Origin of the sequence: Neptunomonas sp. (assembly GCF_016744175.1) — a bacterium.
In the GTDB taxonomy this organism is placed as follows: Bacteria; Pseudomonadota; Gammaproteobacteria; order Pseudomonadales; family Balneatricaceae; genus Neptunomonas.
Genome location: NZ_JADGEV010000018.1, coordinates 58966 through 73174 on the forward strand (window position 1 = coordinate 58966; position 14209 = coordinate 73174).

Genomic DNA, 14209 nt, shown 5'->3' on the forward strand with positions numbered 1-14209 from the left:
GGTACTATTTGGAGTCCTATGATTCTGAACGGTAACGAATTTGGACTATTGGCAAATCACTCACTGGTAATGGCATCTTATATTTCGCGCGCAAACGCCGCTATCATTGATCTTCGTGAACTGCTGTCTCAGGGATAATAATAAGGAAAATTTAATGATACGCGTTGTTTTTAATCAAAAAGGTGGTGTGGGTAAGTCTAGTATTACATCTAACTTAGCGGCTATAAGTGCTGCTAAGGGTTTGAAGACACTAGTCATTGACCTAGACCCTCAGTGTAATTCTACGCAGTACATTTATGGTGCTGGAAGCGATGAATTAACACAGGATGTGAAAGCCTTTTTTGAGCAAACATTAACGTTTCAGTTAAAGCCTCAGGGAGCAGAAGCGTTTATTCATGAAACACCTTATGAAAATCTGTTTCTTATCCCTGCTAACCCAGATGTTGCTGATCTTCAGACGAAACTAGAAACCAAGCATAAAATATACAAGCTAAAAGAAGCGCTTGAAAAATTGGAAGATTTCGATGCAGTGTACATAGATACACCGCCAGCATTTAATTTCTTTACCTTGTCAGCGTTGGTTGCTGCAGAACGTTGTTTGATCCCGTTCGATTGCGATGAGTTTGCACGTCATGCACTTTATTCATTATTGGATAACGTTAATGAAACGCGCATGGATCACAATGAGGCCTTAGAAGTGGAGGGAATTGTGGTTAATCAATTTCAGCCAAGAGCATCATTACCTAGAAAAATGGTAGCTGAGCTACAGGCAGAAGACTTGCCAGTACTCAATGCGAAAATATCATCGTCTGTTAAAATGCGGGAATCACATAACGTATCAGTACCATTGGTTCACTATGCGCCTAAGCATAAGCTGACTCAGGAGTTTGTAGACTTGTTTAACGAGTTACATCCTTAAGGTGATGAATAACTAAATAAAAAAACGGAGCTCTAGGCTCCGTTTTTTATGGGGTGTACTTTTTTAGACGTTACATGCCTTTTACAGCAAAGATACCAGGGGCGTTACGCCAGTAACCGTGGTAATCCATACCGTAACCAAAGATATACCTATCCTCAACTTCTAGCCCCACAAAATCAGCTTTTAAACCTTCGCGTGCTTTACGGTCATGCAGTTTATTAACGAGTACTGCAGAGTGAACTTCAGTTGCACCATTTTTATGGCAGTAATCAATAATCTCTGCAAGCGTATGGCCTTCATCGAGAATATCATCAAGAATCAAAACTGGGCGGCCATTGAAGTCGATCATAGGAGCCACTTTCCATTCTAGTTGATGTCCAGAAGTTCCATTACGGTAACGAGTAGCGTGCATGTAACTCGCTTCTAGAGGAAAATCTAATTTAGTGATGAGCTTACCGCCAATAACTAGTCCGCCATTCATTACCGTGAACACAACGGGGTTTTGTTCAGCGAGAGACGATGTGATTTCTTGCGCCATGTTGTTTATAGCAGTTTCAACAGCCTCTTCATTGAATAGAAGGTCTGCTTCGCTATAGATTTTTTTAATATGTTCAATATCTGTATTCGGCATACTAGTAATCACTATCGGCTACTCATAAATAAGTATTTGGAATGGAAAAATAGGGAATTTAGCCCAAACGATACTGACCAAAGCGAAAAAGGGCAAGTTCCGGTGATCAAATCATGACATTAGAGTCAGGTTTCGTTACTCTTTCGACCTAAGGATAACGAATAGATCAAGGTGCCTGGAAGCGCACCGAACAGTGAGAAGAAATTATGAGCGTCCTCGAGATAAAACACCCGTTAGTTCGTCACAAATTAAGCTTAATGCGCGTTGCATCTGTAAGCACCAGAAGTTTTCGACAGTTAGCAGCAGAAGTGGGCGCTCTTTTGACCTATGAAGCAACCAAAGATCTAGAACTTGAAGAGCACGATATTGAAGGTTGGTGTGGTTCTATTAAAGGGGAGCAGATTAAGGGTAAAAAATTTACTGTTGTACCCATTTTACGTGCAGGTATTGGCATGTTAGATGGCGTATTGGATTTAGTGCCGAGTGCGAAAATTAGTGTAGTGGGTTTGTATCGTGATGAAGAGACATTAGAACCTGTCCCTTATTTTGAAAAACTCGCACATGACATTGAAGAGCGTATGGCGTTGATCGTTGATCCAATGTTAGCAACCGGCGGGTCGATGATCGCAACGATTGATATGCTTAAAGCAGCAGGGTGCACCAGTATTCGCGCACTTATTTTGGTCGCCGCACCGGAAGGTATCGAAAAAGTACAAGCAGCACATCCCGATGTAGATATTTACACGGCATCAATAGACAGCCACCTAAATGAAAATGGCTACATCATTCCTGGGTTGGGTGATGCTGGCGATAAAATATTTGGTACTAAATAATGAATTCAAATGAACCGATGTGGAAGAACGCCTTAGCGGGTTCTCAAATGTTATTTGTGGCTTTTGGTGCCTTGGTTCTCATGCCGTTGTTGACGGGCATGAATCCAAGTGTGGCATTGTTTACTGCTGGTTTAGGTACCTTACTGTTCCAGTTTGTGACCAAGCGCAGTATCCCTATATTTTTGGCATCTTCTTTTGCTTTTATCGCGCCTATTCTCTATAGCGTACAAACCTGGGGTATGTCAGACACGCTAGGCGGGTTGCTTGCGGCGGGTATTGTTTACATGCTGTTAGGTGCTTTGGTTAAGCTAAGAGGTGCGGGATTCCTGCATCGCTTAATGCCACCTGTAGTGACAGGTCCCGTTATTATGGTGATTGGTCTTGGTTTAGCCCCGGTTGCTGTCAATATGGCAATGGGCAAGACAGGTGATGGCGCTATCGAATTGTTTCCCTACGTGGATGCAATGATCGTTTCTATGAGTGCTTTATTTACAACATTAGTTGTCGCGTCTTATGCAAAAGGTATCTTTCGTCTTATTCCCATTTTATTTGGTGTGCTAGTAGGTTATACGGTTGCCGCTTTTATGGGCATGGTGAATCTTGATGCTGTTACAGCGGCACCTTTATTGGCTGTTCCTGAGTTTGTTTTCCCTACGCTAAATTGGGCAACTATTCTGTTTATGATACCGGTATCCATTGCTCCGGCTATTGAGCATGTTGGTGATGTGCTGGCTATCAGTAATGTGACAGGTAAAGATTACGTTAAAAAGCCTGGTTTGCACCGCACCTTGTTTGGTGATGGTTTGGCAACATCTGCAGCAGCAATGTTGGGTGGGCCACCAAACACGACTTACTCAGAAGTAACCGGTGCCGTTATGCTGACTAAAACCTTTAACCCTATTGTTATGACATGGGCGGCTGTTATCGCTATCTTAATGGCGCTTGTTGCTAAGTTTGGTGCTGCTTTGCAGACCATACCTGCGCCGGTTATGGGTGGTATTCTTATCTTACTATTTGGTTCTATTGCGGCAGTGGGTTTGAATACGCTTATTAAAGCGCGTGTGGACCTTACTCAGCAGCGTAATTTGGTCATTGTTGCTACTGTACTGGTATTCGGTATTGGTGGAATGGCGATTGGCACAAATGATTTCAGCTTGCAGGGCATTAGCTTGTGCGGTGTTGTAGCGATTCTTCTGAACTTGATTTTGCCTAAAGAACAGCCAGAAAGTGATGACCTACATGAAGAGAAAGCCGTTGTAGATGACTTGATTGATCATGCTCGCTAAGCGTATATATTAGCTTTTTAGTATCCCTTTAAAACCCTGCCTTTGCAGGGTTTTTTATTGGGAATAATAAATCAGTACTCAAGTATCATAGTCAGGCTTATGCAAAGGCGTTACCGTTTTTATCAAGCATATTAAAACGTTTCTAAGCAAGGTGGCAGGCTATGTTTGGTTTAACGATGAGTAACAAAATACTTGTATCATTGTTTATTTTCTTGAGTGGCTTCTCCGTGAATACGGCATGGGCTGCATCCCAAGAGGCATTGGTAACGGCTGCGTTACAAGGCGTTAAGTCGGTAGCGTTATTGGATAAAAATGGCCAGCGTACTGTTATTGGCTCGATAACCTTTACGCCAAAAGAAGGTGGCAGCGAGTACCAATTAACGCTTGAGCGTGAACAGTTTCGTGACTACTTTCTTTCCATGAAAGAGATGAAATGCTTAGAAGGCCCAGAGCTTTGGTGTCATCTGGCGTACCCTTATGAGCAGCCGCATAAGGTGACTGTGGATAACCTTCGCTGGTTGGAACATGACTTGCTCTTTATGTTTAAAACGCCAAAAGAGTTTGGTGCCAATTTTTGGAATGGTATCTACTACAAAATGCAGATCGATAATGGAATTATTAAAGGGGAAGCTCAGGCTGTTGATCTTAACGTTCTTGCATCGCCACCAGATGATCTTAGCGTACCTCCGGTAGGTGAAGCAGAGCTTGATGAAGTTGATAGAGATAAACGCTGGCTACCGGTCATTGAAATTCGTTAATGAGAGGCGTATTACACGAATAGATGTTTACAGAAGGAGCGACTGCCTTGCATCTTCTTTCCACGTAAGAGTATGATTTTACGCTATTGTTAATAAAACATTTCGTACCCTTACAAAGAGCTTTTCGTTTGAGCAGCAAAATTCCGCGTTACCAGCAAATTAAAAACTTCATTCTTGATGCCATCGAGAAAGGAGATTACCTCCCTCACAATCAGATTCCTACTGAGCATGCGTTGGCAGATCAATTTGCTGTTAGCAGAATGACAGTGAACAAAGCCATTCGTGATTTGGTACACATGGGGTTGCTGATCCGTACTGCTGGGCAAGGCACTTATGTTACCGACCTAAAAGCCGAGTCCCCCTTACAAAATATTAACAATATTGCTGATGAAGTGCGCAGCCGTGGGCGCCAGTACCACAGTGTGGTGATTCGCTTAGAAGAGCAAACTGCTCATGAGTGGGTCGCCGTGCAGCTGGGTGTGAGGGTTGGAACATCTGTTTTTCACTCGCTAATTGTTCATTACGAAGATAAGATGCCGCTGCAATTAGAAGAGCGTTATATTAACCCAGATTGGGCGCCTGAATATCTTGCTCAGGATTTTACTCAGTGCACACCTAATGAGTATCTAAACCAGAATTGCCCACTGACTGATGTGGAGCATATTGTTGAAGCTATTATGCCCGATGCCACTGTGGCTGAATTACTCGATATGAAACAAACAGAACCGTGTTTGTTATTACAACGTAGAACCTGGTCTAAACAACACCTGATTAGTTTTGCCCAGTTAACACACCCGGGTAGCCGATATAAGTTGCGCTCTCAAGCCCATCTTTAGATTTTCTTTATAAAATAATTATTTGTATATACAAATAGTGCTCTAGCCCTTCATTCCTATGGTAAACATAGATAAGAGGGTCTGCTTATGTCTATTTCTTTATCATTTTTAAGCACATTATAATTTGACGCCTACGTTTATCTGTTGTATTTGTATATACAAATGACTTTTTGCGACTATAAATGATAATGAATGACTTTCGTGACGCCGATAAAGTTTGGCTCGATCTTGACCTAGCAACGATGTCGAGAAGTGCTGCCCGCTTTGCTGATGGCCCTCAGAGCTATGCAATGCAGCAGAATATGGCGTTAGCCATTAAAGATGGCCGTATCAGCGCTATTGCGCCAATGGCTGATATAGATGAGATGTTACTACCCAACGCTAACATTGTTGGCCGAGGTGGCTGGATGACACCGGGCCTGATTGATTGCCATACGCATCTGGTGTTTGCAGGCAGCCGTGCTCAGGAATTTGAGCAGCGCTTGCAAGGTGTTCCGTATGAGCAAATAGCAAGGGAAGGCGGAGGAATTCTCTCTACTGTACGTGCCACTCGTGAAGCATCCGAACAGCAGCTATTTGATGTAGCCGTGCCACGCTTGCAAGTCTTAATGAGTGAAGGTGTCACAACGATAGAGATTAAATCTGGTTATGGTTTAACACTGAAAGATGAACTCAAAATGCTACGCGTTGCACGCCAGCTAGGGGAGGCTTTTCCTATCCAGATGCGTACCACATTGCTTGGAGCACACGCGCTCCCGCCCGAGTTTGTATCTAATAGCGATGCTTATATTGATCTGGTGTGTGAGCAGATGATACCGGCAGCGGCTGAGCAAAAGCTCGCCGATGCTGTGGATGTTTTCTGTGAAGGTATCGGTTTTTCGCCCGCGCAATGTGAGCGAGTATTTATAGCGGCTAAAAATCATGGTCTTGCTGTTAAGGGACACACTGAGCAGTTATCAGATTTAAAAGGCTCGCAATTAGCGGCTAACTACGGCGCATTGTCCGTAGACCATCTGGAATACCTTGATGCCAATGCATTACAACCATTAGTTGATAATGGCACGGTTGCTGTGTTGTTGCCGGGGGCTTTTTATTTTCTACGTGAAACTAAATTACCGCCTATTCAAGCACTACGTACTGCTGGCATCCCAATGGCCATAGCCACCGATTTTAACCCTGGTACCTCACCTTTAGCCTCTTTGCGATTAATGATGAACATGGCCTGCACCTTGTTTCGTTTAACGCCAGAAGAGGCGCTGGCTGGCGTAACCTGCCATGCAGCAAAAGCACTGGGGTTATCTGACGATAGCGGACGGCTAGTGGTAGGTGCACCTGCTGACATGTTGCTATGGGACATAAAACACCCCTCAGAATTAGCTTATCAAATGGGCGTGCCAATGCTTAAGCAGCGTATTTATCAGGGAGAAACTTCTCATGTTTAAAGCACCCGATATGAGTATCTGGATTGGCCGCGAAGACTCCCTAGAGGGTGATTTAGGGATGCGTTGGCATCAACACGTCAGTGCTTGGAATGAAGGCGCAGAACCCGGTGTTGCTCTCTTTGGCTTTCCTTGTGAGCAGGGTGTGGTGCGTAACTTAGGGCGTATCGGTGCCAAAGTAGGCCCGCTTGCGATCCGACGTGCCTTGGCACCTCTCGCATGGCACATGACTAAGCCTGTTTATGATGCCGGAGATATCCGTTGTGATGACTGTGATTTGGAGTCGGCACAACAGCAATTAGGTGATTGTGTAAAGCGCTTGTTAGAAGATCAGCAGCTTCCTGTGGTGATGGGAGGGGGGCATGAAGTGGCTTATGGCAGCTGGCAAGGTCTTAACCTTTTTGCACGTGAGCAGCCAACGCTACCCGTTATTGGCATTATCAACTTTGATGCGCATTTTGACTTACGTTCTTATGAGCAGCTCGGTAGCTCAGGCACACCATTCAAGCAGATAGCGGATCAGTGCGCTGTCCAAAATTCGCCGTTTCATTACTGTTGTTTGGGTGTTGCAGAAAGCTCTAACACACAAGCGCTTTTTAAACGAGCAGATGCACTTGGCGTGAGCTATCGCTTGGATGAGCAGATGGGCGTTGCCTGTTTAACGGAAACTCAACAACAGCTCGCAGCCTTTATCAAAAAGTGCGATTGGTTGTACCTGACCATTGATCTTGATGTATTGCCTGCGTCAGTTGCACCAGGGGTGAGTGCCCCGGCGGCCAGAGGTGTTCAGTTAGAAGTAATTGAAGCACTGATAACCGACATAAAAGCCAGCGGCAAGTTGAAACTGGCTGATCTCGCCGAACTTAATCCACAACTCGATATTGATCATCGCACAGCACGCACCGCTGCACGTTTGCTGAGCTTGATTGCCCGCTAATAGACTAGAGAATATAAGGAATCCTATATGAGTTTTACCCGACTAGATGAATCCCGTGTGATTCGTGCGCCTCATGGCAGCCAGCTACGTTGTAAAAGTTGGTTGACTGAAGCGGCTATGCGTATGCTGATGAATAATTTAGATCCAGATGTAGCGGAGCATCCTCAGTCGCTGGTGGTATATGGTGGCATTGGTCGTGCTGCACGTAGTTGGGAGTGTTTTGATAAGATTATTGAAGTGTTGCAGCGCCTTGAAGAAGATCAAACATTGCTTATTCAGTCGGGCAAGCCTGTTGGCGTTTTTCAAACCCACGCCGATGCACCTAGAGTTCTTATTGCTAACTCTAACCTTGTACCGCACTGGGCTAACTGGGAGCACTTTAACGAATTAGATAAACAAGGCTTGGCTATGTATGGCCAAATGACAGCAGGCTCGTGGATCTATATTGGCTCCCAAGGAATAGTGCAGGGCACTTACGAGACATTTGTTGCTGTGGCGAAGCAGCACTTTGATGGCGTGGCTACCGGACGATGGATTTTAACCGGTGGCTTAGGTGGCATGGGCGGTGCGCAGCCGTTAGCAGCGACTATGGCAGGTTTCTCGATGTTAGCGGTTGAGTGCGATGAAACCAGAATCGATTTTCGTTTACGTACGGCTTACTTAGATAAAAAAGCAGACACACTCGACAACGCATTAGCAATGCTTGAGCAGGCTAAAGCTGAAGGCAAGGCCGTTTCTGTCGGCTTGTTAGGCAATGCAGCAGATATCTTTGCCGAACTCGTGGAGCGTGGAATCACTCCAGACGTAGTGACGGACCAAACCTCCGCGCATGACCCACTCAATGGCTACCTGCCGCAGAACTGGAGCATGGAACATGCTACTGCTATGCGCCAAAAAGATGAAGCAGCAGTGGTTAAAGCGGCTAAGCAGTCAATGGCTGTACAGGTTGCTGCGATGCTGACGTTACAAGCAAACGGTGCCGCCACATTGGATTATGGGAATAATATTCGCCAGATGGCGTTAGAAGAGGGTATAACCAATGCGTTTGATTTTCCGGGTTTTGTACCTGCTTATGTAAGACCGTTGTTTTGCGAAGGTATCGGTCCGTTTAGATGGGTAGCGCTTTCGGGAGACCCCGAAGATATCTATAAAACAGATGCTAAAGTCAAAGAACTCATTCCGAATGATCCGCATCTGCATAACTGGTTGGATATGGCGCGCGAGCGTATTGCGTTTCAGGGGTTACCGGCACGTATTTGTTGGGTTGGTTTAAAAGATCGTGCCCGTTTAGCGTTAGCCTTTAACGAAATGGTAAGCAATGGAGAGCTGAAAGCGCCTATCGTGATTGGCCGTGATCATTTGGATTCTGGCTCTGTTGCCAGCCCTAATCGTGAAACAGAAGCAATGATGGATGGCTCCGATGCCGTATCTGACTGGCCGTTGCTCAATGCATTACTCAGTACCTCAGGTGGTGCAACCTGGGTATCGCTGCACCATGGTGGTGGTGTGGGTATGGGCTTCAGCCAGCATGCCGGTATGGTTATTGTGGCGGATGGGACAGACGCAGCAAAGGCTCGCTTAGGCAGAGTATTACGTAATGATCCGGGTACGGGAGTCATGCGACATGCTGATGCAGGTTATCCTTTAGCGAAGCAGTGCGCCCGTGAGCAATCACTTGATCTACCCATGCTAGATAACGAATAGCTAGATAACTCATCAAACGGATACCGGAATCTAAAATATGTATGAATTAATGTTAACACCGGGTCAGTTAGGGCTAGCTGACTTGCGCCGTATAAATCAAGAACCCGTTAAGCTGATGCTGGATTCTTGTTGCCACGATGGCATTGCTAAAAGTGCCGCTACCGTACAACAAGTATTGGCAGAAGACCGCGTGGTTTATGGGATCAATACCGGGTTTGGCATGCTAGCTAACACCCGAATCTCAAGTGATGACCTAGACCTGCTACAGCGCAGCATTGTGTTATCTCATGCTGCTGGTGTTGGGCAGTTTATGAAACCATCGACAGTGCGTTTACTGATGGTATTAAAGATTAACTCTTTAGCACGTGGCTACTCGGGTATTCGTTTGCAAGTAATTGAGGCATTAATTACTTTGCTCAATGCCGAAGTATATCCATGCATCCCGGAGAAAGGTTCAGTAGGCGCCTCGGGTGATTTGGCGCCTCTTGCACACATGAGTACTGTTTTACTCGGCGAAGGTGAAGCGCTGTATAACGGTGAGCGTATAAGTGGTGCAGCAGGCTTAAAGGTAGCTGGATTAGAGCCTATCGCACTAGGCCCCAAAGAAGGCTTGGCATTGTTAAATGGTACACAAGCTTCAGCGGCCTTCGCGTTACAAGGGCTATTTGCTGCTGAAGACTTGTATGCAGCCGCCACTGTAACGGGTGCTTTGTCTGTCGAAGCGGCCCTTGGTAGCCGCAGACCATTTGATGATCGTGTGCATCAGGTGCGTGGTCATCAAACCCAAATAGATGCCGCAGCAGCGTATCGTCATTTACTGCAAGACGATTCGGAAATTGGCAGTTCTCACCAGCAATGTGAAAAAGTACAAGATCCCTATTCATTACGTTGTCAGCCGCAAGTGATGGGCGCTTGCTTGCAGCAGATTAGACAAGCTGCGCAAGTCTTGTTGGTGGAGTCCAATGCCGTATCAGATAACCCGCTGGTGTTTGCTGAGGACAACGACATTATCTCGGGAGGTAACTTTCATGCAGAGCCTATTGCCATGGTGGCAGATAACCTTGCATTAGCAATTGCGGAGATTGGTTCTTTATCTGAGCGGCGTATGGCGTTGTTGATTGATACGAATCTCTCTAAATTACCACCTTTTTTGGTCGACAATGGCGGTGTGAATTCAGGGTTTATGATTGCACAAGTTACGGGGGCTGCGCTGGCTTCTGAGAATAAATCATTGGCGCATCCTGCTTCTGTGGATAGCTTGCCGACGTCTGCCAACCAAGAAGATCATGTTTCCATGGCAACGTTTGCCGCACGGCGTTTACGGGATATGTCAGAGAATACCGCAGGGATTTTGGCCGTAGAGTTATTGGGGGCGTGTCAGGGGATTGACTTTAGAGCACCGCTCAAAACAACGGTAGGGCTACAGCAGGCGCATAGCCAGTTAAGAGCAGAAGTCGCGTTTTATGATAAAGACCGTTACTTTTCGCCTGATATAGAACGAGCACAGGCGCTGATTCAGCGGGGCGACTATAACGCCTTAGTACCCGCTGATCTTTTGCCTAGCTTGCAGAGCTAGTTCGCTCTATTTTGATAAGTGCTTGATACCCGCTTCAAGGCCCGCAAGGGTCAGCGGGTACATGTGCCCATCAAAAAGTTGCTGGATCGCATCGGTTGAGTGGCTGTATCCCCAGAACCTTTCTTGTGTGGGGTTTAGCCAAATCGCTTTATCCCAGGTATCAAGAATACGCTGTAACCACACCTGGCCCGCTTCTTCATTCATATGTTCAACACTGCCGTAGCGTTGTATCAGCTCATAAGGCGACATGGCTGCATCACCAATAAAGATAACGCGATAGTCTTTACCGTAGGTGTGGATAACATCCATGGTTGATAGTGTGTCATGGTGACGGCGGTTGTTATCTTTCCAGACTTTCTCATACACACAGTTATGAAAGTAAAAGTATTCGAGATGCTTAAACTCGGTGCGTGCGGCAGAAAATAGCTGTTCACAAAGATGGATGTAAGGGTCCATCGAACCACCGATATCCAGAAAGATCAGTACTTTGGCGGCATTATGGCGCTCCGGCACCATCTTAATATCTAGCAGCCCTGCATTAGCGGCGGTTGAGCGAATTGTATCGTTTAGATCTAACTCTTCATTGGAGCCTGTGCGGGCAAATTTTCGCAGCTTACGCAAAGCCACTTTCATGTTACGTGTGCCAAGCTCAACCTGATCATCTAGATTTTTAAATTCGCGTTTTTCCCACACTTTCACGGCGCGCTTATGTTTGCTCACGCCACCAATACGAATGCCTTCAGGGTTATAACCACTGTGGCCAAAAGGTGAGGTGCCGCCAGTGCCAATCCATTTATTACCACCGGCGTGGCGATCGTGTTGATCTTCTAAGCGCTCATTAAGCGTTTCAAGGAGTTTATCCAGCCCGCCCATGGCTTCAATCTTGGCTTTTTCTTCTTCAGATAGATTTTTTAAAAACTCAGAGCGTAACCAGTCTTCTGGAATAGCATTATCAGGAAACAGATTAAGTGCGTCGAGACCCTTAAAATAATGACCAAAAGCACGATCAAAACGATCAAAATGTTTTTCATCTTTGATCAGACAAATACGGCTGAGTAGATAAAAATCATCGATGTTAGCAAACGCGACACCTTTTTTAAGCGCGTCGAGCAATACCAGCAACTCGTTCAGAGAAACGGGAATATCAGCCCGTTTCAGAGTGTTGAAAAAGTCGATCAACATTAGCGGTTTTCTCGTCTTGCCATAAATGCCAGACGTTGCAGCATATGCACATCTTGCTCATTCTTAAGTAATGCGCCATAAAGTGGAGGCATGGCTTGAGCGATATCTTTGTTTTGCAAAAGATCCACTGGGATGTCGTCTGCAATTAATAGCTTTAGCCAGTCGATGAGCTCAGAAGTAGACGGTTTTTTCTTCAGGTTGTTCATGTCACGGATTCTGAAGAAAATTTCTAACGCTTCATTTACTAGCGCTTGCTGGATACCCGGATAATGCACATCAACAATCTGCTGCATGGTGTCGCGGTCAGGGAAGGTAATGTAATGGAAGAAACAACGGCGCAAGAAAGCATCCGGCAGCTCTTTTTCATTATTCGACGTGATGATAATAATCGGGCGATGCTTAGCAACAACACGCTCACCTGTTTCGTAAACAAAGAACTCCATTTTATCGAGTTCGACTAGCAGGTCATTGGGGAACTCAATATCGGCTTTATCAATCTCATCGATAAGCAATACCACTTGCTCATCTGCATCAAATGCCTGCCACAGCAAACCTTTCTTGATGTAGTTGCCAATATCGTAAACTTTCTCGTCGCCAAGTTGAGAGTCACGCAAGCGTGATACCGCATCGTACTCATATAGGCCTTGTTGTGCTTTTGTGGTCGACTTAATGTGCCAACGAAACAGTTTTTTACCTAATGAGAGCGCGACCTCTTCGGCCAGCATGGTTTTACCTGTACCCGGTTCGCCTTTAATCAAAAGAGGACGCTGCATAGTGATAGATGCTTTGACTGCCATTTGCAGTTCGTCGGTAGCTACATAGCGCTCGGAGCCGTTAAAAGCCATATTGAAATCCCATTGTTAAAAATAGCCGTATGAAACAACTATTAAATTCAGTTTAGCTAAGTGAATGCCCTAATGTTAGCAAATTTATTTGAGATTTACTCTGTGAAAAAAAGCGCGTATTTATGAAGAGCATAAATCACAAATAATAAGGAGTTAATCGAGATGAATATAAGGATATTCAGCCAAAAGGCTCCGTTAGCCTTTAAGGTATTAATGGCTGTAGGAGTGAGTTGTAGTATTGCGGCAGCGTCGAATGCAGCAGCGGCGGGGAATAAAAGAGCCGTACCGGTTTTTCCGATCCAATCTTTTTCTACAGGCTCAGCTGATGATGTGTGGGTGATACGTACCAATAGCACATTAGAGTATTGCCGTAGTGGCGCAAGAGGTAACAAAAAATCACAGGGAAAAGCTGCGATTCATTGTTACCAACAAGATAGGCCAACGGCCTATCGTTTTGCGAGCGTGCAAGCGGTGCACAACACAGGCAGTGGCGTTGTATCAGCTTACGCACTGACAGCCAATGGAGATCTTGTGTATTGCCGTGCTAAAGGCGCTAACAAAAAGAGTGATAAAAAGAAGAGTGAAAAGCTAAAAATTAGCTGCCACTTATAGCGGCTGGCCAACTTCTTCTTCTTCAATAGTTTCGGATTCTTGTTTTGCATCAGCGACCCATGCTTGTACACCAGGGTGGGCAAGTACTGTTTCTATATATGCACGGCTACGGGCGGATACCTCTGTGTTGTAGGTATCAAAACGTAGCGCCACCGGCGCAAACATGACATCGGCAATACTAAACTCGCCAAATAACCACGGCCCCTGTGTGCTGTGTTCTTGTAAAAGCTCTGTCCAGATAGTATCGATTCTCTGAACATCTTTACGTGCTGCTTCTGTGAGAATAACAGCGCGTTTGGCGCGACAGTTCATAGGTAACTCATGGCGTAAACCAAAGAATCCAGAATGCATCTCGCAGCTGATGGCACGTGCTAAGGCACGTTCTTCTGCATCTGCTGGCCAGCCTTTATTATCTAAATGTGTTTCGCTGACATACTCACAAATGGCTAATGAATCCCACACGGTGATGCCGTTATCAATCAATACTGGAACTTTTCCCGCAGGAGAGTAGTTCGCTAGTGATGAATAAAAATCAGCCTCAAACAATGCCAAACGCGTTTCTGTAAAAGGTAGATCAAACGCTTTTAACATTAACCAGCCGCGTAGCGACCAAGAAGAGTAGTTTTTATTTCCGATGATCAATTCCATTTC

The 14209-nt window shown here is 45.4% G+C and carries 15 protein-coding genes; 11 read left to right on the plus strand and 4 right to left on the minus strand.

The genetic code is table 11. From position 1 onward, the window contains the following. A partial coding sequence (locus tag QZZ55_RS10370; RefSeq protein WP_293267268.1) for a DUF2333 family protein occupies positions 1-138 on the plus strand: 138 nt, incomplete at its 5' end. A 16-nt stretch (positions 139-154) separates the two neighbouring features. Continuing rightward, complete coding sequence (locus tag QZZ55_RS10375) at positions 155-919, plus strand: ParA family protein (protein ID WP_293267252.1); 765 nt, start codon at positions 155-157, stop codon at positions 917-919. 70 nt (positions 920-989) lie between these two features. On the opposite strand, the gene QZZ55_RS10380 is transcribed toward QZZ55_RS10375, so the two are convergent. Further along, positions 990-1550, minus strand: a complete 561-nt coding sequence (locus QZZ55_RS10380) for a hypoxanthine-guanine phosphoribosyltransferase (protein WP_293267253.1) — start codon at positions 1548-1550, stop codon at positions 990-992. Positions 1551-1756: 206 nt separating this feature from the next. Between QZZ55_RS10380 and upp the strand changes: the two genes are divergently transcribed. From upp to hutH, 8 genes are all read left to right on the plus strand, one after another. Beyond that, positions 1757-2383 (plus strand): uracil phosphoribosyltransferase, encoded by a 627-nt coding sequence (upp, locus tag QZZ55_RS10385; RefSeq protein ID WP_293267254.1) that lies wholly within the window; start codon positions 1757-1759, stop codon positions 2381-2383. Then, positions 2383-3669: a uracil-xanthine permease family protein gene (locus QZZ55_RS10390; protein WP_293267255.1), complete on the plus strand. Its 1287-nt coding sequence runs from the start codon at positions 2383-2385 to the stop codon at positions 3667-3669. Before upp ends, QZZ55_RS10390 begins: the two co-directional genes overlap by 1 nt. Positions 3670-3830: 161 nt before the next feature. Then, positions 3831-4427 carry a hypothetical protein gene (locus QZZ55_RS10395; protein ID WP_293267256.1) on the plus strand — a complete coding sequence of 199 codons (597 nt, stop codon included), beginning with the start codon at positions 3831-3833 and terminating at the stop codon, positions 4425-4427. 128 nt (positions 4428-4555) lie between these two features. After that, entirely contained in the window at positions 4556-5263 is a 708-nt protein-coding gene (gene hutC / locus QZZ55_RS10400) for a histidine utilization repressor (RefSeq protein WP_293267257.1), read from the plus strand. A 182-nt stretch (positions 5264-5445) separates the two neighbouring features. Continuing rightward, entirely contained in the window at positions 5446-6705 is a 1260-nt protein-coding gene (gene hutI / locus QZZ55_RS10405) for an imidazolonepropionase (protein ID WP_293267258.1), read from the plus strand. After that, the gene (gene hutG / locus QZZ55_RS10410) at positions 6698-7639 is read left to right on the plus strand and encodes a formimidoylglutamase (RefSeq protein WP_293267259.1); all 942 of its coding nucleotides are present in this window, start codon (positions 6698-6700) and stop codon (positions 7637-7639) included. The genes hutI and hutG overlap by 8 nt, the downstream gene beginning before the upstream one ends. 27 nt (positions 7640-7666) lie before the next feature. After that, on the plus strand, positions 7667-9343 hold the full coding sequence (hutU, locus tag QZZ55_RS10415) for a urocanate hydratase (protein ID WP_293267260.1): 1677 nt from the start codon (positions 7667-7669) through the stop codon (positions 9341-9343). Positions 9344-9380: 37 nt separating this feature from the next. After that, positions 9381-10919 carry a histidine ammonia-lyase gene (hutH, locus tag QZZ55_RS10420; protein WP_293267261.1) on the plus strand — a complete coding sequence of 513 codons (1539 nt, stop codon included), beginning with the start codon at positions 9381-9383 and terminating at the stop codon, positions 10917-10919. Between the two features lie 6 nt (positions 10920-10925). On the opposite strand, the gene QZZ55_RS10425 is transcribed toward hutH, so the two are convergent. Both QZZ55_RS10425 and QZZ55_RS10430 read right to left on the minus strand, forming a co-directional pair. Continuing rightward, a complete protein-coding gene (locus QZZ55_RS10425) occupies positions 10926-12101 on the minus strand; it encodes a VWA domain-containing protein (protein ID WP_293267262.1) in 1176 nt (391 codons plus the stop codon). Further along, positions 12101-12946 carry a MoxR family ATPase gene (locus QZZ55_RS10430; RefSeq protein ID WP_293267263.1) on the minus strand — a complete coding sequence of 282 codons (846 nt, stop codon included), beginning with the start codon at positions 12944-12946 and terminating at the stop codon, positions 12101-12103. The genes QZZ55_RS10425 and QZZ55_RS10430 overlap by 1 nt, the downstream gene beginning before the upstream one ends. 162 nt (positions 12947-13108) lie before the next feature. On the opposite strand from QZZ55_RS10430, the gene QZZ55_RS10435 reads away from it, so the two are divergent. After that, on the plus strand, positions 13109-13558 hold the full coding sequence (locus QZZ55_RS10435; RefSeq protein WP_293267264.1) for a hypothetical protein: 450 nt from the start codon (positions 13109-13111) through the stop codon (positions 13556-13558). Here QZZ55_RS10435 and QZZ55_RS10440 read toward each other — a convergent pair. After that, a partial coding sequence (locus tag QZZ55_RS10440; RefSeq protein ID WP_366512310.1) for a glutathione S-transferase family protein occupies positions 13553-14209 on the minus strand: 657 nt, incomplete at its 5' end. The genes QZZ55_RS10435 and QZZ55_RS10440 overlap by 6 nt on opposite strands.